The sequence below is a fragment of the Paenarthrobacter sp. Y-19 genome (assembly GCF_029223985.1).
In the GTDB taxonomy this organism is placed as follows: domain Bacteria; phylum Actinomycetota; class Actinomycetes; order Actinomycetales; family Micrococcaceae; genus Arthrobacter; species Arthrobacter nicotinovorans.
Window position 1 is genome coordinate 768,862 of the sequence record NZ_CP119414.1, and the last position, 23,902, is coordinate 792,763.

The window sequence follows — 23,902 nt, forward strand, 5'->3', positions numbered from 1 at the left end:
ACAACTATAGTGAAGATTTTTAGCGAGTCAATGGTTTTCTTCATTAAGGTGAAGAATTTTACGGAATCGGGGTTTCCAGCTCCCGGATGGTCCCGAAGACGAAGTTCTCGATCGCACGGACTTGATCCGTCAGTTCGTGCAGGTGATCGGCAGTGGGCAGCAACCGGATGCTCATCTCCAGTTCCGTCGCCAGGCGCTCCATGCAGATCGCCCCCACCATATGGCTGGACGTCTTCAAGCTCAGGACCGCGTCCATGGCGTCTTCGATGTCGAGATTGTCCAGGGCGCGGTGCAGCCGGGAAACCCGCCAGGGCAGCAGGGCCACGTAATTGCGAACGAATGCGTGGATGATGGTGGGGTCGCCGCCGAGCTCGGCTTGGAGTCCAGTGAGAACGGTGTGATCCACCAAGGCGTCTGTGCACTCGTCATACTCAGACACCAAACCCCTCCCGCCTCCGAACAATCGATTCACGCTTCAACAGTAGAACCCGTGGAACAGCGGAAGTGCCATAAAAGCAAAGCTTGATCCAATCTTGAGCGGACTCAGAGGGAGTCTTGATTCCCGGGCCGCAGAGTAGGGCGAACAGAAGAAATCCCTGATCCGGGGGACCTTCCAGCGTCTACCAAGGAGAGGGGAAAAGCGTGGACAGCAGTGCTCGCCCATCGCCTGGGCTGATGGTCACTATTGCCTTTTGCCTGGCGATCCTCCTCGGCATCGGCGGGACCGCGGCCTATGCTCTCTGGGAGCAGGGATCACACAGTGTTGGCTCCGATCACCCCGTCGAATCTGCCCCCTCAACGTCCTCCAGGCCGTAGCCGGCGCGCCTGCCCAGGAAATCCGTCAAGCGGTTTTCGAGAACCGGAAGATCCTTCAGCTCGCATTCCCAGACCGTCAGCACCTGCCAGCCGGACGCACCGAGTTGCTCCCGCTGCCGGGCATCCCGCTCCCGGGTCCGGGAACGCTTGGCCGCCCAGAAGTCCGCATTCGCGGCAGGAGCATGCAGGCCGGCCTTGCAGTCGTGGAAATGCCAGAAGCAGCCGTTGACGAAGATGACCTTGCGGCGGCCGGCGAACACCAGATCGGGCCGGCCGGGGAGCTTTGATCCGCCGGATTGGCCGTGCAGGCGATACCTGTAGCCCTTGGCATGCAGGAGCCTGCGGACCAGCAACTCCGGTTTGGTGTCCTTTCCCCGGATTTTGGACATGTTGCGGCTGCGCTGCTCCGGTGTCAACAGGTCCCGGCTTACGCCCATAAGACCACTCTACCCAGGGAGTTTTTGTACAGATAATGGCCTTATGGAGCGCTTTTAGGAGCATTATCTGTACAAAAACTCGTGAGGGGGTGGCGTGAACACTCGGCCGTCCACCCCAACGGCGTGACCTGGACCTTCATGCGCCTCCGACACGCCGGGCAATAGCGCGGCGGCTCCATCACCAACTGCTGTCGGCAGCTTTGATGAGCGTCCGACGTCGGGCCCTCACCTCCGCAGTGCCCGCAGTAGGCGGGCGGCACCGCGGCCCTCACAGCGACTTCTGGAGCTCCTTGATGGGCATGTTCAGCTCCACCAGGAGATTGAGGTCGGCGTTGGCAGGACGGCCCAAGGTGGTGAGGTAGTTGCCGACAATGACGGCGTTGATCCCGCCGAGGAGACCCTCCCGGGTGCCGAGGTCGCCGAGTGTCAGTTCGCGTCCTCCCGCGTAGCGGAGCACGGTGCGTGGCATGGCGAGGCGGAAGGCGGCGATGGCGCGGAGGGCGTCCTTGCCGTCCATGATCCCTTGGTTCTCCAAAGGCGTTCCGGGGCGGGGATTGAGGAAGTTCAGGGGGACTTCGTGCGGTTCAAGGGCGGCGAGCTGGGTGGCCAGTTCGGCGCGTTGCTCCACGGATTCGCCCATGCCGATCAGGGCGCCGCAGCAGAGTTCCATGCCGGCAGCCTTGACCATGGCGCAGGTTTCGAGGCGTTCTTCGTAGCTGTGCGTGGTGACGACCTCGGGAAAGTAGCTGCGGGCCGTTTCGAGGTTGTGGTTGTACCGGTGCACGCCCCACCCGGCCAGCTGGTCCACCTGGCGCTGGGTGAGCATGCCCAGGGAGCACGCGATGTTGATGTCCACTTCTTCGTTGATGCGGTCGATCGCGAACTTGATCTGGTTCATGAGCTTGATGTCGGGGCCACGTACGGCGGCGACGATGCAGAACTCCGTGGCACCTGTCGCGGCGGTTTCCTTGGCTGCCTTGACGAGTTCCGGGATGTCCAGCCAGACCCCGCGGACGGGGGAGTCGAACAGTCCTGACTGGCTGCAGAAATGGCAGTCTTCAGGGCAGCCTCCGGTCTTGATGGAGATGATGCCTTCCACCTCCACGTCCTCGCCGCAGTGTTTCAGCCGAACTTCGTGCGCGAGTTGAAGTGCCGCCGGGATGGCCTCATCAGGCAGCCGCAGAATCTCGACAAGCTGGTCTTCGTTCAGGCCCTCGCCGCGTTCCAGGACCTGCCGACGGGCGGTGTCAAGAATGGCGTGGACGGTCTTTTCCTGGGGTGCGTGGGTCATGTCCTCGACGGTATCCGTGCAGGTGGAAGGGCATTTTGTGGGGTGCGCACAAAGGGTGATCCGGGATTTTGGTGATGGAAGCTTTGGTAGCCCTGATGCAGAAGTTACAACTGCGAAACACGCCCGTGACTGAATTGACGCGCTGCGTGACTAGCGTCGTGGACGAGCCCAGGACCCACGAAGAAAGCGAGCCCGCATGAGCGACGACACGACGAGTACCGCAACGCTGGAGCCGACGACGGCGGCAGGCCCCGCCGTCGTCAACGGCACCTCAACCGTTCCAGCGTCAGGCAACGCCGACGCAATGAGCGCAGCGAAAGAAAGCCTGGAGGACTACACGCTCCGGTTCGCACCGCGTTCCTACCGGAAGTGGAGCGCCGGCGTGGTGGCAACCAGCGCCCTGGGTGGAATTGCGTACCTGGCCGACTTCTCCATTGGAGCGAACATCGGGATTGCCTATGGAACGGTGAATGCCATCTTCGGCATCATCGTGGCCGCCGTGATCATCTTCGCCACAGGTTTTCCGCTTGCCTACTACGCGGCCCGTTACAACATCGATCTTGACCTCATCACCCGTGGCTCTGGTTTTGGTTACTACGGCTCGGTGGTCACCAACATCATCTTTGCCACCTTCACGTTTATTTTCTTCGCCTTGGAAGGCTCCATCATGGCCCAGGGCCTCCAGCTGGGCCTGGGCATTCCGCAGTGGATCGGCTATGCCGTGTCCACCATCATCATCATTCCGCTGGTGATCTACGGGATGAAGACCCTGGCCACGCTGCAGGTATGGACCACGCCCCTATGGCTCCTTCTGATGGTGGTTCCGGTGGGCTACCTTCTTCTTTCGCACCCTGAGAGCATCGACGCCTTCTTCGCGTTCACCGGTGCTTCGGGCGACGGCGGACCCAACCTGGCGTCGGTGATGCTGGCCGCAGGCGTCTGTCTGTCCCTGATGGCCCAGATCGCCGAGCAGATCGACTACCTGCGCTTCATGCCGCCCAAGACCGCCGAAAACAAGGGCGCCTGGTGGCGTGCAGTGATCCTCGCCGGGCCGGGCTGGGTGATCTTCGGCGCCATCAAGCAGATCATCGGCCTGTTCATCGCCATCTACCTCATCGCCAAGCTCGACCCCGCAGCCGCAGTCCACGCCAATGAGCCGGTCCACCAGTTCCTGGGCGTCTACGAAGAGATGATGCCGGCCTGGCTCGCCATGACCCTGGCCGTGGTGCTGGTGGTCATTTCGCAGATCAAGATCAACGTGACCAACGCCTACTCCGGATCACTTGCCTGGACCAACTCCTTTACCCGCATCACCAAGACCTACCCGGGTCGCATGGTGTTCGTGGTGGTGAATCTGGTGATCGCATTGATCCTCATGGAGTCGAACATGTTCGAGTTCCTCAACACCATTCTGGGCTTCTACGCCAACTGCGCCATGGCGTGGGTGGTCACGGTAGCCTCGGACATCGCCATCAACAAGTACCTGCTGAAGATCTCGCCCAAGGTTCCGGAATTCCGGCGCGGCATGCTGTACGCCGTGAACCCGGTGGGCTTCGTGTCCATGCTGGTTTCCGCCGGAGTTTCCATCGCGGTGTTCTTCAGTGCTTTCGGCTCCGCCGTCCAGCCGTTCTCGCCGATCTTCGCTGTGGGCCTGGCGTTGGTGCTGCCGCCGGTGCTGGCTCTGGCGACCAAGGGCCGCTACTACTTGCGCCGCACCGACGACGGCATCGAGCTGCCGATGTTCGACGCCGACGGCAACCCAAGCGACGCCAAGCTCCTCTGCCACGTCACAGGCCTGGAGTTCGAACGCCCCGACATGCTCCGCTCCGGCCAGGACGGTCCCGACGGCGAACCGCAGTACATCTCGTCCCTCGCCTTGTCCACGGACAAGTCGGGCGGCCTGGTCCTTCCCGCTCAAAAGTAGCCGGACCCACCCAACGGGGAGCGGCCGACGCGGTTATCAGAACCCGGACGGCATTGATTGCTACTTGCTTGGCCGACGCAGAACGCCCCGGCTTCCTTTGGGGGAGCCGGGGCGTTCTGCTGTGTGTTCTGCGTTTGTTGGTCGAGCTGTGGGGCTTACTTGTCGAAGGCGTCCTTCGCGGCGTCCTTGACGTTCTCGCCTGCCTGCTTGGTCTTGGCTGCTGCCTGGTCGGCAACACCTTCGGCCTGCAGTTTCTCGTTGTTCGTGGCGTCACCCAAGGCTTCCTTGGCCTTGCCGGTGACTTCCTGTGCCTTGTTGCTGATCTTGTCTCCGAGTCCCATGGGATCTCCTTCGATGTAGTCCAACGCTGACAATTGCTAGGCTAACGAGCAATTCTGGGTACTTCCTGAACGTACTCCGCCAGCGGCCAGGATGCTTACACTGAAGCCATGGTTCAGGACACCCCGAATGGGGAATCGGGACAAGCGGACTTGGATGAGGACATCGCGATGGCCTTTGTGAACCAGGTAATCCGGCCTTCCGAGGATCCTCCCGAAGACGACGCCCAGGAATCCGAAGCTCCTGTTGGCGCAAACCCGGCCGCAGCCAGCGGGCCTCAGCTCCAGGACCCGGGGTGGGCTGAGGCCGGGATTGCCCGCCCGGACTACGGCGAGCGCAACTATGTTGGCCACCACCGGATGATGGGCATGCGCACGTTGATCACCGGCGGTGAACGCGGTATCGGCAGGGCCGTGGCGCTCGCCTACGCCCGTGAAGGCGCCGACGTCGCTTTTACGTATCTTCCGGAGGATGAGCAGGAGGCCGAGCAAACCGTCAAACTCATCGAAGACGCCGGAAGTCGGGCGCTCGCCCTTCCCGGTGACCTGCAGGACGAGGAGTTCTGCCAGGAAGCCGTAGCGCAGACCGTTGCCGAATTCGGCGGACTCAATGTCCTGGTGAACAATGCCGGCTATCAGCTCTTTACCAGCCATGGTCTTGAAGACCTGGGCAACGAACAGTTCGACCGGACCTTCAAAACCAACGTCTACGCCCTGTTCTGGCTCTGCAAGGCTGCACTGCCGCATCTGCAGCCCGGGGCTGCCATCATCAACACTTCCTCATACCAGGCCTACCAACCCGGCCGGTGGCTGCTCGACTTTGCCGCCAGCAAAGCAGCCGTCAACAGCATGACTTTTTCCTTGGCCGAAGCCTTGGGACCCCGGGGGATCCGCGTCAACGCCGTTGCTCCCGGGGACATAGGAACAACGGCGCAACCGTCCGCCCCGCCCGCGCAGAACCCAGCCCACGAAGAACGGGGGGAGTCCCCTTTGGGCATTCCGCTGGGCCGGGCCGGACAGCCCGCCGAACTCGCGGCTGCCTATGTGTTGCTGGCCACCGAGGATTCCAGCTACATTTCGGGCTCGGTCATCGGTGTCACGGGCGGAAAGCATCTGGCGTAGGCGTCCGGGATACCCGTCCCACCGTCAGGGCTTCGCACCACCTTGATGCAGCCGTCCTGCTTCTTCTGGAACTTCTCGTAGAGCGCAGGCGCCTCATCCAGGCCACCGGTGTGCGTGACCAGGTTCATCACTCCCAGGGGATCGGCGTCGTCCTCTACCAACGGGAGCAGGTCGTCCATCCAGCTGCGTACATTGCATTGACCCATGCGGAGCTGGATCTGCTTATCGAACATGGTCATGAGGGGCATGGGGTCGGCTTGGCCGCCGTAGACGCCGCTCAAGGAAATGGTGCCACCGCGGCGGACCATATCCACGGCCGTGTGGAGCGCGGCAAGCCGGTCCACACTCATGGTCTCCATGGCGACCTGTGCGGGCTTGTCCGGAAGGAGGGATACCGCCCGGTGAAGGAAGGAAGCCACCGGGGAGCCATGCGCTTCCATGCCCACGGCGTCAACCACGGCGTCGGGCCCCCGGCCAAGCGTTTCCTCGCGGACTTTTCCGGAAACGTCCGAACTGTAGTCCAGCGTTTCCACACCACGCGACTCTGCCATGGCACGCCGTTCCGGAACGGGATCGACGCCAATGACCCGGAAGCCCTTGTGCAGGCCGATTCTGGTGACAAACTGGCCTACCGGTCCCAGGCCCAGGACCGCCAGGGTTCCACCTTCGGGAACATTGGCGTACTCCACTGCCTGCCACGCGGTGGGCAGAATATCGGAGAGGAAAAGATAGCGCTCGTCCGGCGCGTCCGAGTCCACTTTCACGGGGCCGTAGTCCGCGAAGGGCACCCGCAGGTACTGGGCCTGTCCGCCCGGAACGGAGCCGTACAGCTCGGAATAGCCAAACAGAGCCGCTCCAGAACCCTTTGCTTTGACCTGAGTGGTTTCGCACTGGGACTGCAGGCCCAGGTTGCACATGTAGCAGTGCCCGCACGAAATGTTGAAGGGGACAACCACGCGGTCGCCCTTCTTGAGGCGATGGACCCCGGATCCCACTTCTTCCACGATGCCCATGGGCTCGTGGCCAATGACGTCGCCTTTATGCATGTACGGTCCCAGGACTTCATACAGGTGAAGGTCCGAGCCGCAGATGGCTGTGGAGGTGATGCGGACAATCGCGTCCGTGGGCTCCTGGATGGAGGGGTCCGGAACGTCTTCGACGCTGAGTGAGCGCCGGCCTTGCCATGTCACTGCTTTCACTTTTGGATCTCCCTGCTGTGCTGCTGGGGGTGGGTCCCGCTCTTCTGGAGACCTTCCCAGCGAAACAGAGATCATGCCGAGGCACAAGGTCGCCCGCTCTCGACACGCTTCCCCGGCGAAGCCTACATTGAGGCCATGAGCGAGGAAGCAAACAAGGCTGGAGAGACGCCAGCGGAACAGTCCGGGCAAGCGGCGCCTGCCGCCGTCGAACATGACAAAGGCACCGCCGGATCGGGCGACTTCACAACTGAACTGGACCCTACTTTTGTCCCGGATGACTCCGGGGAGACGCCGGACGCGAAGCGCGCCAGGGAAGATCCGGAGGAGACCGGCAGCTGAAACTAGTAAGTAACCTGATAACTAGCTACCATAAAGGAGAGGCGGACCCGGAAACGTTTAGGAATAACCCGATCTGGGTACGACTCGGATATTAAGCACAGCGAGGGCCGCGAGCGGCGCCCACAGAAGCCCGCTCACCAGGGAGGTAATCCTTATGGATACAGGACAACTGGTACTGATCATCGTGCTGGCCGTGGTGGTCATCGCCGCTGTGATCTTCGCGGTCGTCGTCGGACGCCGCAAGAAGGCCGAAGCCAACCATCGCAGGGCCGAGGAATTGCGCGAAAAGGCGCAGGAAGAAGCCATTGGCGCCCATCAAGCCAAAGCGGATGCTGCCCAAGCCGAGGCCAATGCTTTGCAAGCTGAAGCCGAAGCGAACCGGCTCCGTATGGACGCCGAAAAGCACGCGGAAAAGGCCGACGAAGCGCACGGACGCGTCGAGGAACACCTTCGGCATGCCGAAAAGCTTGATCCGAATGCCGCATCGGCCCGGCCCGCCGATGCCAGCCGCGCAAACGACCGCGGCACCGCCGGCGCGGACCGTGCCGAGGACGTGAACGGTTCCCACGACGGGAACCGTGCCGACGCATCTGACCGCTCCAATCTGGCTGAGGGTGAGCGGCTCACACGCGACCGGAGCAGGCGCGACGGCTCGACGCGTGAGGATGAAAGGAACCTGTAGTTTCAACGACGAAGCGGAGGTAGGAAAGTGAGCATTGTGGTGAGACGGACAGGTCAGGCGATCCGCGGTACGGAGTCGAAGGCGAACCGACATGCGGTCGACGTCGTCCTTGGCCACCTTGGTGAGATCGGCCCGGCCGTGGCGGCATTGCGCCGGGAGTCGTCCAGGCTCGCCGAGTGGGGCGAAGAGCTGGCCCGTGTCCGCCTGCGGGGAGGCAGTGTGTTCGCTGCCGGAAGCGACGGCTCAGCCCACGAAGCCGACCGGTTTACCTCCGAGCTGACCGCCCATGGCGCTGCGCATCCTCACGACGGCAGCCCCGGCTCGTTCACGGCCATCGTCGCCAGCAAGGAAACCGGGGAAACCATCAGTGACCAAATTCCCTCAGTGGTCAGGCAGGGAGACATCGTGGTGCTCCTGGCTGCCAAGGGGATTACGGACGATCTCCGCAACGCCGCGACCGCTGCCAAAGCCGCCGGCGCCAAGGTGTGGGCTCTGACAGGCAGGGACTCCAAGGACCTGGCCCAATCCGTCAGCGAAGCGATCAACATCAACACGGACCCCCCACATGCCGAGGAAGCGCACCTGGTGGCCGTCCTTGCCCTCTGTGAGTGCTTCGACGAGTCCATGCGGGAGCTGACCAAGTAACAGCGGCGGCGTGTGTCACCCCGGGCTGGGCGCGTGGCCGTGACACTCTATCCCTGTGAAAAGTACTGTTATTGGCTATTTTGCGGTGCTGGCGCTCTCAGGGCTGGTGTCCCTTAGTGTCCTTGGTGCATCCATGCTGCAGCGCAACGACAACCGGGGCATCCCTGTTCTTGCCTTGGTGGTCGGTGGCCTGTTGCTGACCTTCGTTCAGGGGGTGATGCTTGGGCGGAAAAGCAAGGCCGGGAGCGCTGTTGGGTCTCCCGGGGCCATCGCGCGGGAGTCGACGACGACCACCGTCGTTGCCTCCGAGGATTTTGCACACTCACCGTCCGCCGTGTGGGCCGTCATTCGCCCTGCTGAGTCGTCCCTCTCCTTGGAGGACGGCGTGTACCACGCCCTGTCCGTGCCGGCTATTCCGGATGGGCCGGGCGAACTTCAGTGTTTCTTCCACCGCAACGGCTACATCGGCGTACTGGAAGTCGTCGAAGAGGTTCCGGAGCAGCTGGCCGTCACCCGCCCGCGGGTGCCGGTCGGCCCTGACATGCTGACGAGGTACAGGCTGGAGGGCACTGGAGGCGGATCCCGGCTGACCATTGAGAGCGACCTTGAAGTCTCTGGTGACTTCTCCTTGGAAGGAGAAGAATACCGCCGCTACTGGGGCTCCTACCTCCGCAGAGTGAATGCGTTGCTGGATCAGCAAGCGGGGGGACCTGGCGAAGCAGGAGCGGCCACGAGGATGTGATCTGCCACTCAGTCGGAATAGTTGCAGACGCCATGCAGTTGTGCGCAGTGAACCTGTTTCATTCTGAAAGGAACTGCGCATGCTGTTTTCCCCCTTGGCCCTCGGCGAGCTTGAACTTTCCAACCGACTGGTAATGGCCCCGCTGACGCGACTCCGCGCCGGCGAACAGGGTGTGCCCGGTTCCTTGATCGCCGAGCACTACCGTCAACGCGCCTCCTTGGGCTTGATCGTGAGCGAAGGAACCTACCCGACGCCGGCAGGCCAGTCTTACCCGGGGCAGCCTGGCCTCGTGACCGAGGACCAGATTGCCGGATGGAAAAAGGTGACTGATGCCGTTCACGCAGAGGGTGGCCGGATGTTCGCCCAGATCATGCACGGCGGCCGGGTTTCGCATGCCGACATCACTGGTGGCCACGAGATCGTGGCTCCCAGCGCGGTAGCCATTGACGGTGAGGTACGGACCCCGCAGGGCAAGCAGGCCTACCCCGTGCCGCGTGAACTCCGCACTGACGAGCTCCCGGGAGTGATCCAGGAGATCGTCACCGCGTCCAAGAATGCCATTGCGGCCGGCTTCGACGGCGTTGAGCTCCACTCCGCCAACGGTTACCTCCTGCACGAGTTCCTTGCCCCGAATTCCAACGTCCGTACCGACAGCTACGGTGGTTCTCCCGAGAACCGCGCACGCTTCGTGATCGAGACCGTCAACGCTGTGGTGGAAGCCTTGGGTGCCAACCGCGTTGGCATCCGGATCTCCCCGGAGCACAACGTGCAGGGGATCGCCGAGACGGATGCCACCGATGTCCGGGCCACCTACGAAGTGCTGGTGGACACCATCGCCCCGCTCAACCTTGCGTACCTGAGCATCCTGCACCACGAGCCCAAGGGTGCGCTGGTCCAGGATCTTCGCGAGCGTTTCAACGGCACTTTCCTGGTCAACACCGGCTTTAGCGAGATCACTACCCGCGATGAAGCGTTCGCCATCATCGAAGAAGGCCTCGCCGACGCCGTAGTGGTTGGCCGTCCCGCCATCGCGAATCCGGACCTTGCCCGCCGCTGGCGTGAAAGCCTGCCGCTGAACGAACCGGACGCTTCGACGTTCTACGCGGACGGCGCCGAGGGTTACACGGACTACCCGTTCTACGCGAACTAACCCACAGCACGCCACGACGCCGGCACTCACCACTCGTTTCCAGTGGTGCGTGCCGGCGTCGTGCCTTAAGTACCGGTCACCTGTAACTACCGGCATCGAGCGCAATGTGACGACGTCTCCCTATCGGCCATGGGTCCGCGTTCCTATAGGATTTGTGGCATGTCTCAACCTTCGCCGGCAGTCGCCCGCCCCGGCTTTCCTGTCAGTCGCCAAGTCCTGGCCGACCACGTGTATGAAGCCTTGCTCGAATGGCTCATGGACGGCCGGTTGGAGCCCGGAGCTGCCGTCAGCATCGACGGAATGGCGCGGGAACTGGACGTTTCGCCGACGCCGGTGCGTGAGGCGCTGGCCCGCTTGGAGCATACGGGGATGGTGCGTCGTGTCGCGCTGAAGGGTTACCGGGTGGCGCCGGTCTTCACCCGCGAAGACTTCGCCGAATTGATGGAAGCCCGGCTCTCAATTGAGCCCGTCAACGCCCGCCTGGCGTGTGCCCGCATGACCCCGGAGGGCTTGGAAGCACTGAAGCAGGCTGTGGAGGACTTGAAGACAGCTCCCAGGGGCGGGACGTTCGCTGAATACCGCAACTATCTCGAAGCGGACGAGCGATTCCACCAGCTCATTGCGGCCCAGGCCAGCAACCAGTTCCTCTTGGCGGCCTATAACACCCTGGGCGGACAGATTCAGCGCTTCAGGCTGTTCGGGGGAGTGGGCATCACTGATGCTGAGCAGGCAATCTCCGAGCACCAGGCCGTGCTGGATGCGATGATGAGCGGCGACCCGGAGAAAGCCGCGCGGAAAATGACCGAGCACGTGGAAAAGGTGCGCGGCCGGGCGATCGCGGACGCGCCGGCAGACTAACCGGCCGACGCCGGCAGACTAACCGGCCCGCGTCTGGTTCGGGCATGGACTTGCCCGCTGACCGCACGCGCATGCCCGCAGAGCCCCGTGCGCCCCGTCATCAGCTCCTGTGACCCCCTTCACAGACATATGTATGACATATAGGATCTAGGAAGTTTCCGAAAAGGCTTGACAGTTCCTCTCTGTTCGTAAATCCTATAGGAAACAGGATTCCACGAAGGAGTGATCATCATGGCGTATACCGCCGAGAATTGGCCCATTACAGCGGCCCTCCTGCAGTTCCCGGGCACCGACAGCACGGGCCGGGACATCAACGACGCCGATGCTTCCGTTTGGGCCGAAGTCCTTCAGGAAGTGAAGGAAGCAGGGTTCGCGAACGCCGACCTGACCGACAGCTGGGTCCGTCCGGGAGACCTCAGCAAGGACCGCCTCGCCGAGTTCAAGCAGACCGCGGACCATGTGGGCATCGGGATGCCGGTGATCTCAGCAATTCGTCGCAGCGTCATCCACACCACGGACTGGGCCGACAACCTCGCCTACAGCCACCGCACCATCGACGCCGCCGCAGAGCTCGGTTGCGAAGTTGTCTCCATCGGACTCCACCAGGCCATCACTGCCGAGCAGCAGAAACAACTCTGGTTCTGGACCGTGGAGGGCTACAAGGATCCGGTCGGGGACAAGGAAGCATGGGGCAACGCGGTCTCCCGTATCCGGGAACTCGGAAAGCACGCAGCAGAGGCCGGCATCCTGCTCTCCTTGGAAATGTATGAGGACACCTACCTGGGCACCTCCGACTCTTCCGTTCAGCTGGTCCAGGACATCGGCCTGGACAACGTTGGCCTGAACCCGGACCTTGGCAACCTGATCCGCCTCCACAGGCCCATTGAGGACTGGCGGGAAATGGTGGCCAAGACCCTCCCCTACTCCAACTACTGGCACATGAAGAACTACATCCGCGACGAAGACGTAGCCCGCGACAGCTACATCACCATGCCTGCCCCGATGGAAAGCGGACTCATCAACTACCGCGAGGCCTTCAAAGTGGCGCTTTCGGTGGGCTTCCAGGGCATCCTCTGCACTGAGCACTACGGCGGAGACGGCCTCAGCGTGACCGCGAGCAACCAGGACTACCTCCGCCGGCACGTCCTCCCGAAGTCCGATGGCTATGCGCTGGGAACGAGCCAGGTCGCCCAGGGACGGCAGCAACCCGTGGCAGCGTTGGCAGGAGCCGCGAAATGACACAGATCTTTGACAACCCGGCAGACTTCGCCGACGAAGCCCTCGACGGTTTCGTCGCTGCCAACCGCGGCTACGTAGCCAGGGTGGACGGCGGAGTGGTGCGCTCCACCGAAGTACCCGCCGGCCAGGTGGCGCTGGTGGTTGGTGGCGGTTCCGGGCATTACCCGGCCTTCGCAGGACTCGTCGGACCCGGCCTTGCGGCTGGTTCGGCGTGCGGCAACATGTTCGCCTCCCCGGCGGCCGGCCAAGTCTACCGCGTGGCCAAGGCTGCAAATGCGGGCGGGGGAGTCCTCCTCAGCTACGGAAACTACGCCGGCGACGTCCTCCACTTCGGCCAGGCCCAGCTGCGGCTTAACGCCGAGGGCATCGAAACCCGCACGGTCACCGTCACCGACGACATCGCCAGTGCGCCTATTGAGCAGATCGAAAAGCGCCGCGGCATTGCAGGGGACCTCACGGTCTTCAAAATTGCCGGCGCCGCCGCAGAAGCAGGACTGAACCTCGACGACGTCGAGCGTTTGGCCATCAAGACCAACTACCGCACACGTTCCCTCGGTGTGGCGTTCGACGGTTGCACGCTCCCGGGAGCCACGGATCCGCTGTTCCATGTCCCTGCCGGCCAGATGTCCCTCGGCCTGGGGATCCACGGCGAACCCGGCATCTCCGAGCACCCCATGCCCACGGCCTCCGAGCTCGCCGATCTCCTGGTGTCCAAGCTGCTGGCCGACAAGCCGGAGGACGCGGGGGACCGCGTCGTAGCGATCGTCAACGGACTGGGCACCGTCAAATACGACGAACTTTTCCTGCTGTTCGGGAAGATCGAAAAACTGCTCAGTGCCGCAGGACTGACGGTCGTTGAACCTGAATGCGGCGAGCTGGTGACCAGCCTGGACATGTCCGGACTCTCGCTGACGCTGCTGTGGCTGGACGAAGAACTCGAACAGTATTGGGCAGCACCCGCCGACACTCCCGCCTTCCGAAAGGGCAGCATGGCACCGCGCGCAGCCCGCGCGGCCGCGGCCATCGACGACGCCGAAACCGCCGACGTCGAACAGCCCACCCCGGCTGCCGCCGAACTCGGGCGGCAGGCCATTGCGGTCCTCGCCCAGGTGCGGGACGTCGTCGTCGAGCATGAAGAGGAGCTCGGCAAGCTGGACGCAGTCGCCGGCGACGGCGACCACGGTATCGGCATGCGCCGCGGCGTGGATGCCGCCGTGCAGGCCGGAGAAGCTGCGAGCGGTTCTTCCGTTGCGCGGATTCTTGCCAGCGCCGGTGAGGCGTGGAGTGAGCGGGCCGGTGGCACTTCGGGGGCGCTGTGGGGTTCGGCAGTCATCGCAGCCGGGTTGTCGCTCGGAAACCGGGAGTCCTACAGTTCCAAGGATGCCGCTGCTGCGGTGGAAGCCTTCACCAGCGCCATCACCGAACTCGGCAAGGCCGACCCCGGTGACAAGACCATGGTGGATGCCCTCCTGCCGTTCCGGGACGCCTTCCTTGCAGAGCTCGACGGCGGAGCTCCCGTTGACCGCGCACTGGCAGTCGCCGCTGCAGCGGCCGAGTCCGCTGCCGCCAATACCGCTGACCTCCGGCCGCTCAAGGGCCGCGCACGTCCCCTCGCCGAGAAGAGCATCGGCCACCCTGATCCCGGTGCAGTGTCCTTCGGCCTGATCGCCGCAAGGATCTCCCACCACATCGATTCACAACTGGCCGTCGCGGCTCCCTCCACAGCGGCCGGAAACGGAGCTTCAGAATGAGCAACACACCAGGCTGGCGCATCATCGTCGGCAACGATGAAGCCGGAGTGGAATACAAGAACGCCCTCCTGGCCCTGTTGGAAGCTGACCCGCGTGTTGCGTCAGTGACCGACGTCGGCGTGGGTCCCAACGATTCCACGGCCTACCCGCACGTGGCCGTCGACGCTGCCCGCAAGGTGGCAGAAGGCGAAGCGGACCGGGCACTGCTGATCTGCGGAACGGGACTGGGTGTGGCCATCGCGGCCAACAAGGTGCCCGGCATCCGCGCAGTCACCGCGCACGACAGCTACTCCGTGGAACGTTCGGTCCTGAGCAACAACGCACAGATCCTCACCCTCGGCCAACGGGTGATTGGCCTTGAACTGGCCAAGAAACTGGTCGGAGAGTGGCTCAGCCACCGTTTTGACGAAAACTCATCCTCCGCCGCCAAGGTGGACGCCATTTGCTCGTACGAGCCCGACTACACAAAGGCAGTCTGATCATGACCGTTTCCGAAGGCACTCAAACCACTGAAGCCGCTGTGAACAACGCAGCCCGGAAGATCGCCGTCGTTGGCTCCGGCTACATGGGCGGCGGAATCGCGCAGGTCCTGGCACTCGGTGGAGCACGCGTTGCGCTGGCTGACGTGTCCGCCGAAGTTGCGCAGAAGAACTACGACCGCCTCCTGGTGGAGTCCGAGCAGTTCATCGCGGACGGCCTTTTCCCTGAAGGCTCCACGGAGATCCTCAAGCAGAACTTGTGGGCTGCCAAGGACATCGAGGAGGCTGTTGCCGACGCCGACTTCATCGAAGAATGCGTCCCCGAGGTGCTGGAGATCAAGCACCAGACGCTCGCACGGATCAGCGCCGCGGCCCGTCCGGATGCGGTGATCGGCTCCAACACCTCCACGATTTCCATTGCGGCGCTGGCCGAGGCCGTGACCAACCCGGAGCGTTTCCTGGGCGTCCACTTCTCCAACCCGTCACCGTTCATTCCCGGCGTGGAGGTTATTCCCCACGCAGGTACTTCCGCGGCAACGGTGTCCGCTTCGCGTGACCTCGTCCACGCGGCCGGCAAGCAGACCGCCGTCGTGAAGGACGTCACTGGCTTTGTCCTCAACCGCCTGCAGTACGCGCTGTTCCACGAGGCGGCACAGCTGGTGGAGCAGGGCATCGCAACAGCCGACGACGTCGACACGCTGGTGCGTACGACGTTCGGCTTCCGTTTGCCCTTCTTCGGTCCGTTCGCCATTGCGGACATGGCCGGCTTGGATGTCTACAACTTCTGCTACAAGTCGCTGCAGACCGGATTCCCGGAGCGCTTCGCGACGCCGAAGATCCTCTCCGACTTGGTGGAGGCCGGCAAGCTCGGCACCAAGACCGGTGCGGGCTTCCTCAATGTTCCGGCAGAACGCACCCCGGAACTGATCGCCTACCGCAACAAGGCCTACGTCGCCATGCAGAAGCTCATTGAAGAGCTTGGCCCGGCCCCGATCAACTAATCCAGGAGAAACCACATGACTTTCCCCGCAGAACGCACCGCAATCGTCACGGGTGCTGTTTCCGAGCGCGGCATCGGCCGCGCCACCGTCAACTACCTCGCCGCGCAGGGCTGGAACATCGGCATCATCGACCTCGATGACGCTGCCTGCAAGGCTGCCGCCAAGGAGATCGCCGCCGAATACGGTGTCCAGGCCCACGGCGTAGGCGCCAACGTTGCCAGCGAATCCGAAGTACGTGCAGCCATTGACGAGCTTGAGGCTGAACTGCCCCAGATCGTGGCACTGGCCAACGTTGCCGGCGTCAGCTCGCCCATCGGCTACCTCGAACTCGAGCCGGCCGAGTGGGACCGCGTGCTGAACATCAACCTCAACGGCGTCCACTACGCCACCCGCCGCGTTGCCGAGTCCATGGTGAAGAACCGCATCGGACGAATCGTCAACATTTCATCGGTTTCAGCCCAGCGTGGCGGCGGCACGTTCTCCAAGACCCCGTACTCCGTGGCCAAGGCGGGCGTTATCGGACTGACCCGTGCTACCGCACGCGAGCTGGGGGAATACGACATCACCGTGAACGCCATCTCACCCGGGCCCATCGACACCGACATCATGGGTGGCACGTTGAGCCAGGAGCGCAAAGATGAACTCACCAAGGACCTCGTGGTGAACCGCGTGGGCTCCACCCGTGACATCGCCGCCGCCATCGCCTTCCTCATCAGCGAGGACTCCGGATACATCTCCGGCCAGACGCTGAATGTGGATGGCGGACTGTACATGCACTAGGCCTTCGCCGATGAAGACCTGGACCCGAGAAAGAAAGATCTACCTTGCCGTGGGCGTCGTCGTCTGCGTCGTGGGCCTGGTGCTCATTTTCTTCCCGCGCTGATAGCGCACTGAGGTTATCTCCCCCCCAATTGACTACTCAAAGAGGAGTTTCGATGTCTGTTGCCTCGAGTTCCACCAAGGAATTGCTGGATTCGCCGGTCCTGAAATCGGCCATATCCAAGGCTTCATTCCGGCTGATGCCCATGTTGGTCATCCTGTACGTAGTAGCTTTCCTTGACCGCACCAACGTGGGCTTCGCCGAAGCGGCACTCGGTGTGGACAAGGGCATCACCGCCGGGGCCTACGCCCTGGGTGCCGGTATTTTCTTCATCGGCTACGCCCTGTTTGAAATCCCCAGCAACCTGCTGCTGACCAAGTTCGGCGCGAAAATGTGGCTTGCACGCATTGCGGTCACGTGGGGCATAGTGTCCGCTTGCTTCGCGTTCGTGCAGGGTGAAACCTCGTTCATCATCCTCCGGTTCCTGCTGGGCGTGACTGAAGCCGGGCTGTTCCCCGGCGTCATCATGTTCCTCGCCGCATGGTTCCCCAACAAGGTCCGTGTGAAGATGTTCGCCATCTTCTACCTTGCCCAGCCGTTCTCGCAGATGATCGGCGCCCCGCTCTCGGGCTGGCTCATCAACATTGGTGACCAGGTTCCGGGGGTTGCCGGGTGGCAGGTGATGTTCTTCGTCGAAGGCATGCTCGCTGTCCTGGCAGGTATTGCTGCCTTCTTCTTCCTCATCAACAGCCCCCAGGATGCCAAGTTCCTGAGCAAGGAAGAAAAGGTGGCCCTGACCGATGTCATGGCGCTGGAAGACACCGTGAAGGAAGAATCCGGCCCCCGCGGTGTCATGGCTTCGATGAAGAATGGCAAGGTCTGGTACTTCACCGTCATCTACTTCTGCCTGCAGATCGCGGTGTACGGTGTCACGTTCTACCTTCCCCAACAGGTGTCCCAGCTGACAGGACAAAAGGTTGGGCTCGCCGTCGGACTGCTGACCGCCATCCCATGGTTCTTTGGCATCTTTGCCTGCTTCTTCATCGGGAAGGCAGCCAACACGGTCCTCCGCCGGCGCCGCTGGGGCACGGCTTTGTTCGTCTCCACAGGTCTGTGCATCTTCGGTTCCGCCTGGGCCGGCGCCAACCACCAGCCGGTCCTCGGCATCATCTTTATCACCCTGGCGGTGTGCAGCTTCCTGGCGATCGGTCCGATCGCATGGTCATACCCGACGGCGTTCCTCACCGGAACGGCTGCAGCTGCAGGCATCGGCCTCATCAACTCCCTGGGTAACCTGGGCGGTTTCGTCGCACCGATCCTGCGCACCTCAGTCAACCAGATGACGGCCTCGGACACGGGGACCATGGGTGTTTACGCCCTTGGGGTCCTGCCCTTCCTGGCCGCGGTGATGATGTTCGGCACCCGTGTCTTCTCCAACAAGGCCGACGAGCTGCTGGACAAGTAGTAATGATGAGAAAAGCCGTGACCTCTCCGGACACCCTGTACATCGGAGTCAGTACCAAGATGTACATGGGGTACGCCCGCAGCCTCGCGTGGCTGGAGCAGTTGGTGGCAGAAGTGGACGCCCGTCCGGCCCTCGCGGCCGGGCGGGTCGTCCCGTTTGTCATCCCCTCGTTCCCGGTCCTCCCTGCAGCGGCTGCGCTGGTGGCTGACTCGCCGCTGGTCCTCGGCGCGCAGAACTGTGGTTGGTCCGACGGGCCCTGGACTGGTGAGGTAGCGCCGTCGATGCTCGCTGAGCTTGGTGTTGGCCTGGTGGAAATCGGGCACGCCGAACGCCGCCGGCACTTTGCCGAAGACGATGCCATGGTGGCACTGAAGGTGGGCGCCGCCGTCGGGTCCGGCCTTATTCCGCTCTTGTGCGTTGGCGAGACCGAGGCCTGCGCGCCGGAGGCCGCAGCAGAGATTGTCTTCCACCAGATCAAGGCGGCCGTGTCCGGCGACTGGGCCGTGGCTGCCCGGCTCGTGATTGCGTATGAGCCGGTGTGGGCCATTGGCGCTCCCGAACCGGCCTCGGCCGAATACGTTTCCCAGGTGGTCGGCGCCTTGCGGGAGGCTTTGGCGCAGCATGCTTTGGCGGGCCTTCCCGTGATCTACGGGGGCTCGGCGAAACCCGGCCTCCTGCCCCGACTTACGGGTGTTTCCGGCCTCTTCCTTGGCCGCTTCGCGCACGACGCAGCGAACTTTGGCCGTGTCCTGGATGAGGCCCTGAGTTTTTGTACAGCAGACGCCCTTAAGTCGCCCTCTAAAGGGCAGTAAGTGTACAAAAACTCCGCTGGCAGAGGGCCACGAAGCCGCCCAGGTTTTCCAGTCCTTCCGGATGTGTCGGCAGGTAGTTGGTCAGTTCGGGAGAACGCACGACGACGGCCCGCCACTGTCCGCGGGAGACCGCCACGTTGATCCGGTTGCGTGAGAGCAGGAACTCCATGCCGCGAGGGACTTCTCCGGCGGCGGATGCAGCCATGGACACGATGACCACGGGAGCTTCCTGGCCTTGGAACTTGTCCACTGTCCCTACCCGGACCTTGTTCAGGCCGGCAGCGTGGAGTTCATGCTTGATGAGCTGTACCTGCGCGTTGTAGGGCGCGACCACCAGGATGTCGCTCTCGTCCAGGGCACGGCCCTCCAAAGCACGGCCCTCCGGGGATGGGCCCTTCGGGGATTGGGAGGGGTCGTGCCATGTCAGGCCGAGGTGGGCCTGCACTTGCCGGAGGACTTCCGCCGCTTCCTCGGCTGAGGATGTCGAGTTCCCGGTGTGGTGGACGTAGACGGTCGAAATTCCCGGGCCGGCACCTTCCAGCCAGCGCTCTGAGGCTGCGGGTGCCGCTTCCAGCCGGGAGTCGTACGAGAGCTCGGACACGGCACTGCACAGATCCGGATGCATGCGCCATGACAGCGCCAGGAAGTAGCCAAGCTCAGCCGGCAGTGTGTTGTATCCGTCGGATAACCAGCCCAGTGCTGACTCGTCAACGGGCTCAGGGTGCGTCCCCTGTGTGACCTGCGGGAGCTGCTGGGGATCACCCAGCAGGAGGAGCCGCTTGGTTGCCCGGCTGACGGCCATGGTATTGGCCAGGGAGAACTGGCCTGCTTCGTCGATGACCAGCAGGTCCAGGGCTCCCGCAGGGACCTCCTTGCCCACCATGGCCCAGGCTGTGCCGCCGATCAGAGCACCGCCGGGCATGGACAACGCCTCCGCCACGTCGGCCTTCCCGCACCCGTTCCACGGCACGGGGTCGTTGTGTTTGACCTCTTTGGCCACCCGCATCGGGTCCACCCCGGCCTTCTCGACGGCGGCACACAGCATGTGTTCGACGACGGCGTGTGATTGTGCCACGACGCCGACCTTCCAGCCCTCGGCCACGAGCCGGGCCAAGACGTGCGCGCCAACGTAGGTTTTTCCACTCCCCGGAGGGCCCTGGACAGCCAGGTAGGAATGGTCAAGGTCCTTCACTGCGGCGGTAATTGCGTCAATGTATCCGTCGGGCCCGGACCCAACAGCGGGCAGTGCGTCGAGGCTGCGCAGCCTGGGTGGTTGTCGGCGGACCAGATCCAGCGCCGCGTCCTTGGGCCATGCGGGCAACCCGTCCCGGAGCTTGGTGGCCAAAGCTGCCAGCGCTGCCCTCTGACCGTTCGTCGGAATGGGGCTGTCAGGGGTCAAAGCCATGGGCAGTTGCGTGAACTCCGTGGAGTCCTTGCGGAGGCTTTCGGCGATGATGACTGACTCGAAGTCCCCGTCTTCGCCCACTTCGGTGACCTTCGTGTTGCTCCAGCCGGCGCGGCCAAGAACTGATGATTCCTTCGCTGACAGGGCCTCCGGCAGCGGGGGGCCGTACATCCTGAAGTAGCTCTTGCCCGGATCCAACCCCGCACCGTCACCGGAACGTCCAAGCAGTTTGACGATCCGGACCGGGTTGCTGCGGGGCGTTGGCCTGGCCCAGTCCTGCAGCAACTCGGCATGGTCCACGATGAACAAGTCACGGGCGTCGTCCCATTGGGAGATGGGTTTCTCAAGACGATCGAAGTGGCCCCACCAATGCTGCTTGTCCTCACGCCGGTGGTAGCCGACACCCGCTGCGACAATGCGGATGGCCAGGGCATCCGGAGTGGCTCGTTCGGCCTCCGGGAGCCCGGCGAGGTAGTCGAACAGTGCCGTCTCTTCGGGCGCGGCCTCGTACTTGTTCGCGTCCCGGTCTTTCGGGTTCCCTGGCTGCGTGTCACCGGTCTCGTCGCGGAACGATCCGGGAATGATGGAGCGTTCCGCCGCCCGCGCAAGCAACCAGTTGCGCAGTTCCAGCGTGGAGAGGCAGTCGTACTCGTTGTAGTCCCGGATACCTTCCAGGATCTCAGCGGCTACGGCAGCCTGTCCGGTGTCCCGGGCCGTACAGAAATCCGCATAGGCCACCACGGACGCGCCAGCGTCGGTCACGTCACCGGAGCGGAGGTGCTGGCCCATGTACAAGGGCTCAAGTTTCTTGATGCTGTAGGAGTTCGAGGAAATCCGGATACTGTGCCGGACGGTGTCGTAAAGGTCCACGAGGACGCCTTCGCGCAGGAGGTCGTCGACGGCGGTTTCACCCACCACATGTGTCAAGGAAAGATTACGCAGTGCAGTTTTTTCATAAGCAGCGTAGTGGTAGATATGCATGCCCGGATATTGTGCGCGGCGCTTGGCGACGTATTCCAGGAAGTCCACGAACGCCTGGCCTTCCTCCGTCCGGGAGTGCGCCCAGAAGGGACGGAACACCGGAGATGCGCCGGGCTCAACAGGGTTCTCCACGACACCGAACAGGTATTCCAGGCCCCATTTTCCGGTAGCTGGATCCTGCCACAGGGGGTCGCCTTCGAAATCGAAGAAGATGTCCCCGGGGTCCGGCGTCGGGAGGCGTCCCAGCGTGTTGTCAGCCAGCACGTTGTAACTGATTGCTTTGGCTTTTCCGGACGCGTCCGTGTACTCCACAGTGCCGTCCGGGGTCCCGGTTCCCGTTTGGAGCCTCGCCTGTTCCCGGAACCGCAGCAGCGTGGGATCGCCCGTGGCCGGCAGGGCGGCCAGCTGGTCGATGGTGGTGACGCCGTCCTCGATCAACTTCTTGCGTCTGCTGATACGCATGCCCGCGACCATGAGCAGATCCCGGTGCAGCTGGACCTGCTCCGCGCAGTAGTCGCAGCGGCCACACGCAGAGTACCGGGGGTCGCCCCAGGCAACCGGTTCGCTGCCTGAACGGTGCGCAGCGGTCATTCCGAGGAACCGTTCGAGGCGTTCCTTGAACATGGGCAAAATTTGGGAAAGCGGATGATCGCTCTGGACCCGGTTGCCCAGCACCAGGGTGACCTGGGGGTCCGGTGTGATGCCGGCCTGAATGAGTTGGTCCCCATAGGCGGCCAGCTGCAGGAGGGCTGTGACTTTGGCGTGGCGCGCCAGCTTGGTGTCGAACACTGCATACTGACCGCCTGGCCGCTTGACCAGGAAGTCGGATCGACCGTGGAACGTGCCATCAAAGAAGGCGGCCTGGAAAACGACATCCGCACCGGCACGCAAGGCATCGAGGGATTCCGCATGCTTGGCCCTCAGCGTGCCGCGGTCCATCGCAGTGGCGGGAACGACGTCGTAAACCCCGGTTCGCGAGGCCGGGTCCCACTGGCCGAACCGGTCCACGAATTCCTCCAGAACCCGGTGTTCGTGGACGTCGCCGAGTGCCGCAGTGCGTTCCAGCATGGCATCGGCCGGGAAATCCGGCTTCGGAGTGCGGCCCAGTTTTTCGTCGAGCTTGCGGAGCAATTGGTACTCGCAGGTAGCCGCGATCACCAGATCGCTGGCCGAGAAGACCAGATCCTGCGGGGCGCCTGCCGGCTCCGGATCGAGAAAGAACACCGCGGGCCACCTGCCTTCCTTGGTGTGAATACCCTTGCAAGCCAAGCTATCAGCGGGCCCCGACAATATGGCCCGGCAATGTAGCCTCCCTCCGATTTAGACTGCACCCATGACCGAAACAATGCCCACAGCAGATCCCGCGTTCGAAGCCGCCTACCAAGCCGCGCAGAAGAGCCTCAACGAGGGCGGAATCCCCATCGGAGCCGCCTTGGCGAGGGCCGGAGAAGTCATAGCAAGCGGGCATAACGAGCGCGTCCAGCACGGCGACCCCATTGCGCATGGGGAAATGTCGGCACTGCGTGCGGCCGGCCGGCAAAAGAGTTACCGCGACACCACCCTGTACACCACCCTTGCCCCGTGCGCGATGTGCACCGGGACCATCATCCAGTTCAAGATTCCGCGCGTGGTGGTGGGGGAGGCCGAGACGTTTCCGGGCGAATTCGAACTCCTGCGCTCACGCGGCGTGGAGGTCATTGTGCTGGATGACCAACGCTGCGTGGACATGATGCGCACCTTCCAGGATGAGCATCCGGAACTCTGGGCCGAGGACATCGCGGAGGACTGAAATCCTTCTGGTCACGGCTACTTGGCGGGCGTAGTCTGGCATCATCGGCGTTGGAGCCGAAGGGCCCCGCGTCGATAATCCCAATCGATGAAGGAGGACCCATGAGTGCCGTGCGTGAATTCATGACGACGAATGCCCAGTGCATCGCCGAGGACAAGACTCTCCAGGAAGCCGCCGTGCTGATGAGGGACCTGGACTGCGGTTCGCTTCCCATCTGCGGCAATGACGGCAAGCTCACCGGCTTCATCACGGACCGCGACATCGTGGTCAAGTGTTTGGCCGAGGGCAAGGACGCCCGGCAAGTCCTAGCCAGCGAGCTCGCCGGCGGCAAGCCCTACTGGGTGGACGCCGATGCCAGCGTTGACGACGCCGTGGCCATGATGGAGGAGCACCAGGTGCGCCGCCTGCCCGTCATCAGCGACCACAAACTGGTGGGCATCATCAGCCAGGGTGACATTGCCCGCAACCACTACGCCGAGCAGCGCCTCGGCGAAATGGTGGAGCACATCTCCGCCAAGGAGCACATGGCGCACTAAACCACGCCGGAGGGCAAGGCCAGCTGCCGCGAGGCACTCCCGCCACGGGAACGCCTCGCGGCCCGTTCCCACAGGCAAGCC

Annotated in this window: 23 protein-coding genes; 17 read left to right on the forward strand and 6 right to left on the reverse strand. The window is 63.2% G+C overall.

Translation table 11 applies throughout. From position 1 onward, the window contains the following. Positions 1-58: 58 nt before the first annotated feature. The 3 genes from PYR64_RS03610 to bioB form a co-directional block, all read right to left on the reverse strand. Positions 59-439, reverse strand: a complete 381-nt coding sequence (locus PYR64_RS03610) for an Hpt domain-containing protein (protein WP_018777108.1) — start codon at positions 437-439, stop codon at positions 59-61. 334 nt (positions 440-773) lie between these two features. Beyond that, positions 774-1,253, reverse strand: a complete 480-nt coding sequence (locus tag PYR64_RS03615) for a very short patch repair endonuclease (RefSeq protein ID WP_275778402.1) — start codon at positions 1,251-1,253, stop codon at positions 774-776. A 268-nt stretch (positions 1,254-1,521) separates the two neighbouring features. Continuing rightward, on the reverse strand, positions 1,522-2,544 hold the full coding sequence (gene bioB / locus PYR64_RS03620; protein ID WP_275778404.1) for a biotin synthase BioB: 1,023 nt from the start codon (positions 2,542-2,544) through the stop codon (positions 1,522-1,524). Between the two features lie 196 nt (positions 2,545-2,740). Between bioB and PYR64_RS03625 the strand changes: the two genes are divergently transcribed. Continuing rightward, the gene (locus tag PYR64_RS03625) at positions 2,741-4,468 is read left to right on the forward strand and encodes a hypothetical protein (RefSeq protein WP_275778406.1); all 1,728 of its coding nucleotides are present in this window, start codon (positions 2,741-2,743) and stop codon (positions 4,466-4,468) included. A 155-nt stretch (positions 4,469-4,623) separates the two neighbouring features. Here PYR64_RS03625 and PYR64_RS03630 read toward each other — a convergent pair whose 3' ends face one another. Continuing rightward, the gene (locus tag PYR64_RS03630) at positions 4,624-4,809 is read right to left on the reverse strand and encodes a CsbD family protein (RefSeq protein WP_018777112.1); all 186 of its coding nucleotides are present in this window, start codon (positions 4,807-4,809) and stop codon (positions 4,624-4,626) included. A 108-nt stretch (positions 4,810-4,917) separates the two neighbouring features. On the opposite strand from PYR64_RS03630, the gene PYR64_RS03635 reads away from it, so the two are divergent. After that, positions 4,918-5,928 carry an SDR family oxidoreductase gene (locus PYR64_RS03635; protein ID WP_275778409.1) on the forward strand — a complete coding sequence of 337 codons (1,011 nt, stop codon included), beginning with the start codon at positions 4,918-4,920 and terminating at the stop codon, positions 5,926-5,928. On the opposite strand, the gene PYR64_RS03640 is transcribed toward PYR64_RS03635, so the two are convergent. Then, positions 5,877-7,127, reverse strand: coding sequence for a zinc-dependent alcohol dehydrogenase (locus PYR64_RS03640; protein ID WP_275778411.1), 1,251 nt, complete (start codon positions 7,125-7,127; stop codon positions 5,877-5,879). The two genes, PYR64_RS03635 and PYR64_RS03640, sit on opposite strands and share 52 nt — an antisense overlap. Positions 7,128-7,262: 135 nt before the next feature. On the opposite strand from PYR64_RS03640, the gene PYR64_RS03645 reads away from it, so the two are divergent. The 13 genes from PYR64_RS03645 to PYR64_RS03705 all read left to right on the forward strand — a co-directional run bounded on the left by PYR64_RS03645 (position 7,263) and on the right by PYR64_RS03705 (position 19,110). Further along, on the forward strand, positions 7,263-7,466 hold the full coding sequence (locus tag PYR64_RS03645) for a hypothetical protein (RefSeq protein ID WP_018777115.1): 204 nt from the start codon (positions 7,263-7,265) through the stop codon (positions 7,464-7,466). Positions 7,467-7,620: 154 nt separating this feature from the next. Beyond that, positions 7,621-8,148: a hypothetical protein gene (locus tag PYR64_RS03650; protein WP_275778413.1), complete on the forward strand. Its 528-nt coding sequence runs from the start codon at positions 7,621-7,623 to the stop codon at positions 8,146-8,148. A gap of 27 nt (positions 8,149-8,175) precedes the next feature. Then, positions 8,176-8,793: an SIS domain-containing protein gene (locus tag PYR64_RS03655; RefSeq protein WP_227453693.1), complete on the forward strand. Its 618-nt coding sequence runs from the start codon at positions 8,176-8,178 to the stop codon at positions 8,791-8,793. A gap of 55 nt (positions 8,794-8,848) precedes the next feature. After that, a complete protein-coding gene (locus tag PYR64_RS03660; RefSeq protein ID WP_275778416.1) occupies positions 8,849-9,535 on the forward strand; it encodes a hypothetical protein in 687 nt (228 codons plus the stop codon). 79 nt (positions 9,536-9,614) lie between these two features. Beyond that, entirely contained in the window at positions 9,615-10,685 is a 1,071-nt protein-coding gene (locus PYR64_RS03665) for an alkene reductase (RefSeq protein ID WP_064722043.1), read from the forward strand. A gap of 159 nt (positions 10,686-10,844) precedes the next feature. Beyond that, positions 10,845-11,543 carry a GntR family transcriptional regulator gene (locus tag PYR64_RS03670; RefSeq protein WP_039240132.1) on the forward strand — a complete coding sequence of 233 codons (699 nt, stop codon included), beginning with the start codon at positions 10,845-10,847 and terminating at the stop codon, positions 11,541-11,543. 231 nt (positions 11,544-11,774) lie between these two features. Further along, complete coding sequence (locus tag PYR64_RS03675) at positions 11,775-12,782, forward strand: sugar phosphate isomerase/epimerase family protein (RefSeq protein ID WP_275778419.1); 1,008 nt, start codon at positions 11,775-11,777, stop codon at positions 12,780-12,782. Next, positions 12,779-14,533 (forward strand): dihydroxyacetone kinase subunit DhaL, encoded by a 1,755-nt coding sequence (dhaL, locus tag PYR64_RS03680; protein WP_275778421.1) that lies wholly within the window; start codon positions 12,779-12,781, stop codon positions 14,531-14,533. The genes PYR64_RS03675 and dhaL overlap by 4 nt, the downstream gene beginning before the upstream one ends. Beyond that, entirely contained in the window at positions 14,530-15,012 is a 483-nt protein-coding gene (locus PYR64_RS03685) for a ribose-5-phosphate isomerase (RefSeq protein WP_079581175.1), read from the forward strand. The genes dhaL and PYR64_RS03685 overlap by 4 nt, the downstream gene beginning before the upstream one ends. A 2-nt stretch (positions 15,013-15,014) precedes the next feature. Beyond that, on the forward strand, positions 15,015-16,013 hold the full coding sequence (locus tag PYR64_RS03690) for a 3-hydroxyacyl-CoA dehydrogenase family protein (RefSeq protein ID WP_018777124.1): 999 nt from the start codon (positions 15,015-15,017) through the stop codon (positions 16,011-16,013). A 15-nt stretch (positions 16,014-16,028) separates the two neighbouring features. Continuing rightward, entirely contained in the window at positions 16,029-16,793 is a 765-nt protein-coding gene (locus PYR64_RS03695) for an SDR family oxidoreductase (RefSeq protein WP_018777125.1), read from the forward strand. 155 nt (positions 16,794-16,948) lie between these two features. Beyond that, positions 16,949-18,298, forward strand: coding sequence for an MFS transporter (locus PYR64_RS03700; protein ID WP_018777127.1), 1,350 nt, complete (start codon positions 16,949-16,951; stop codon positions 18,296-18,298). A gap of 2 nt (positions 18,299-18,300) precedes the next feature. Continuing rightward, entirely contained in the window at positions 18,301-19,110 is an 810-nt protein-coding gene (locus PYR64_RS03705; RefSeq protein ID WP_275778425.1) for a triose-phosphate isomerase family protein, read from the forward strand. Here PYR64_RS03705 and PYR64_RS03710 read toward each other — a convergent pair. Next, positions 19,097-22,720, reverse strand: coding sequence for a bifunctional RecB family nuclease/DEAD/DEAH box helicase (locus PYR64_RS03710; RefSeq protein WP_275778427.1), 3,624 nt, complete (start codon positions 22,718-22,720; stop codon positions 19,097-19,099). The two genes, PYR64_RS03705 and PYR64_RS03710, sit on opposite strands and share 14 nt — an antisense overlap. A 109-nt stretch (positions 22,721-22,829) precedes the next feature. Between PYR64_RS03710 and PYR64_RS03715 the strand changes: the two genes are divergently transcribed. Together PYR64_RS03715 and PYR64_RS03720 are read left to right on the forward strand one after the other, a co-directional pair. Next, a complete protein-coding gene (locus PYR64_RS03715; protein ID WP_026267077.1) occupies positions 22,830-23,285 on the forward strand; it encodes a nucleoside deaminase in 456 nt (151 codons plus the stop codon). 101 nt (positions 23,286-23,386) lie between these two features. Then, the gene (locus PYR64_RS03720) at positions 23,387-23,821 is read left to right on the forward strand and encodes a CBS domain-containing protein (RefSeq protein ID WP_018777131.1); all 435 of its coding nucleotides are present in this window, start codon (positions 23,387-23,389) and stop codon (positions 23,819-23,821) included. The last annotated feature ends 81 nt before the right edge of the window (positions 23,822-23,902 follow it).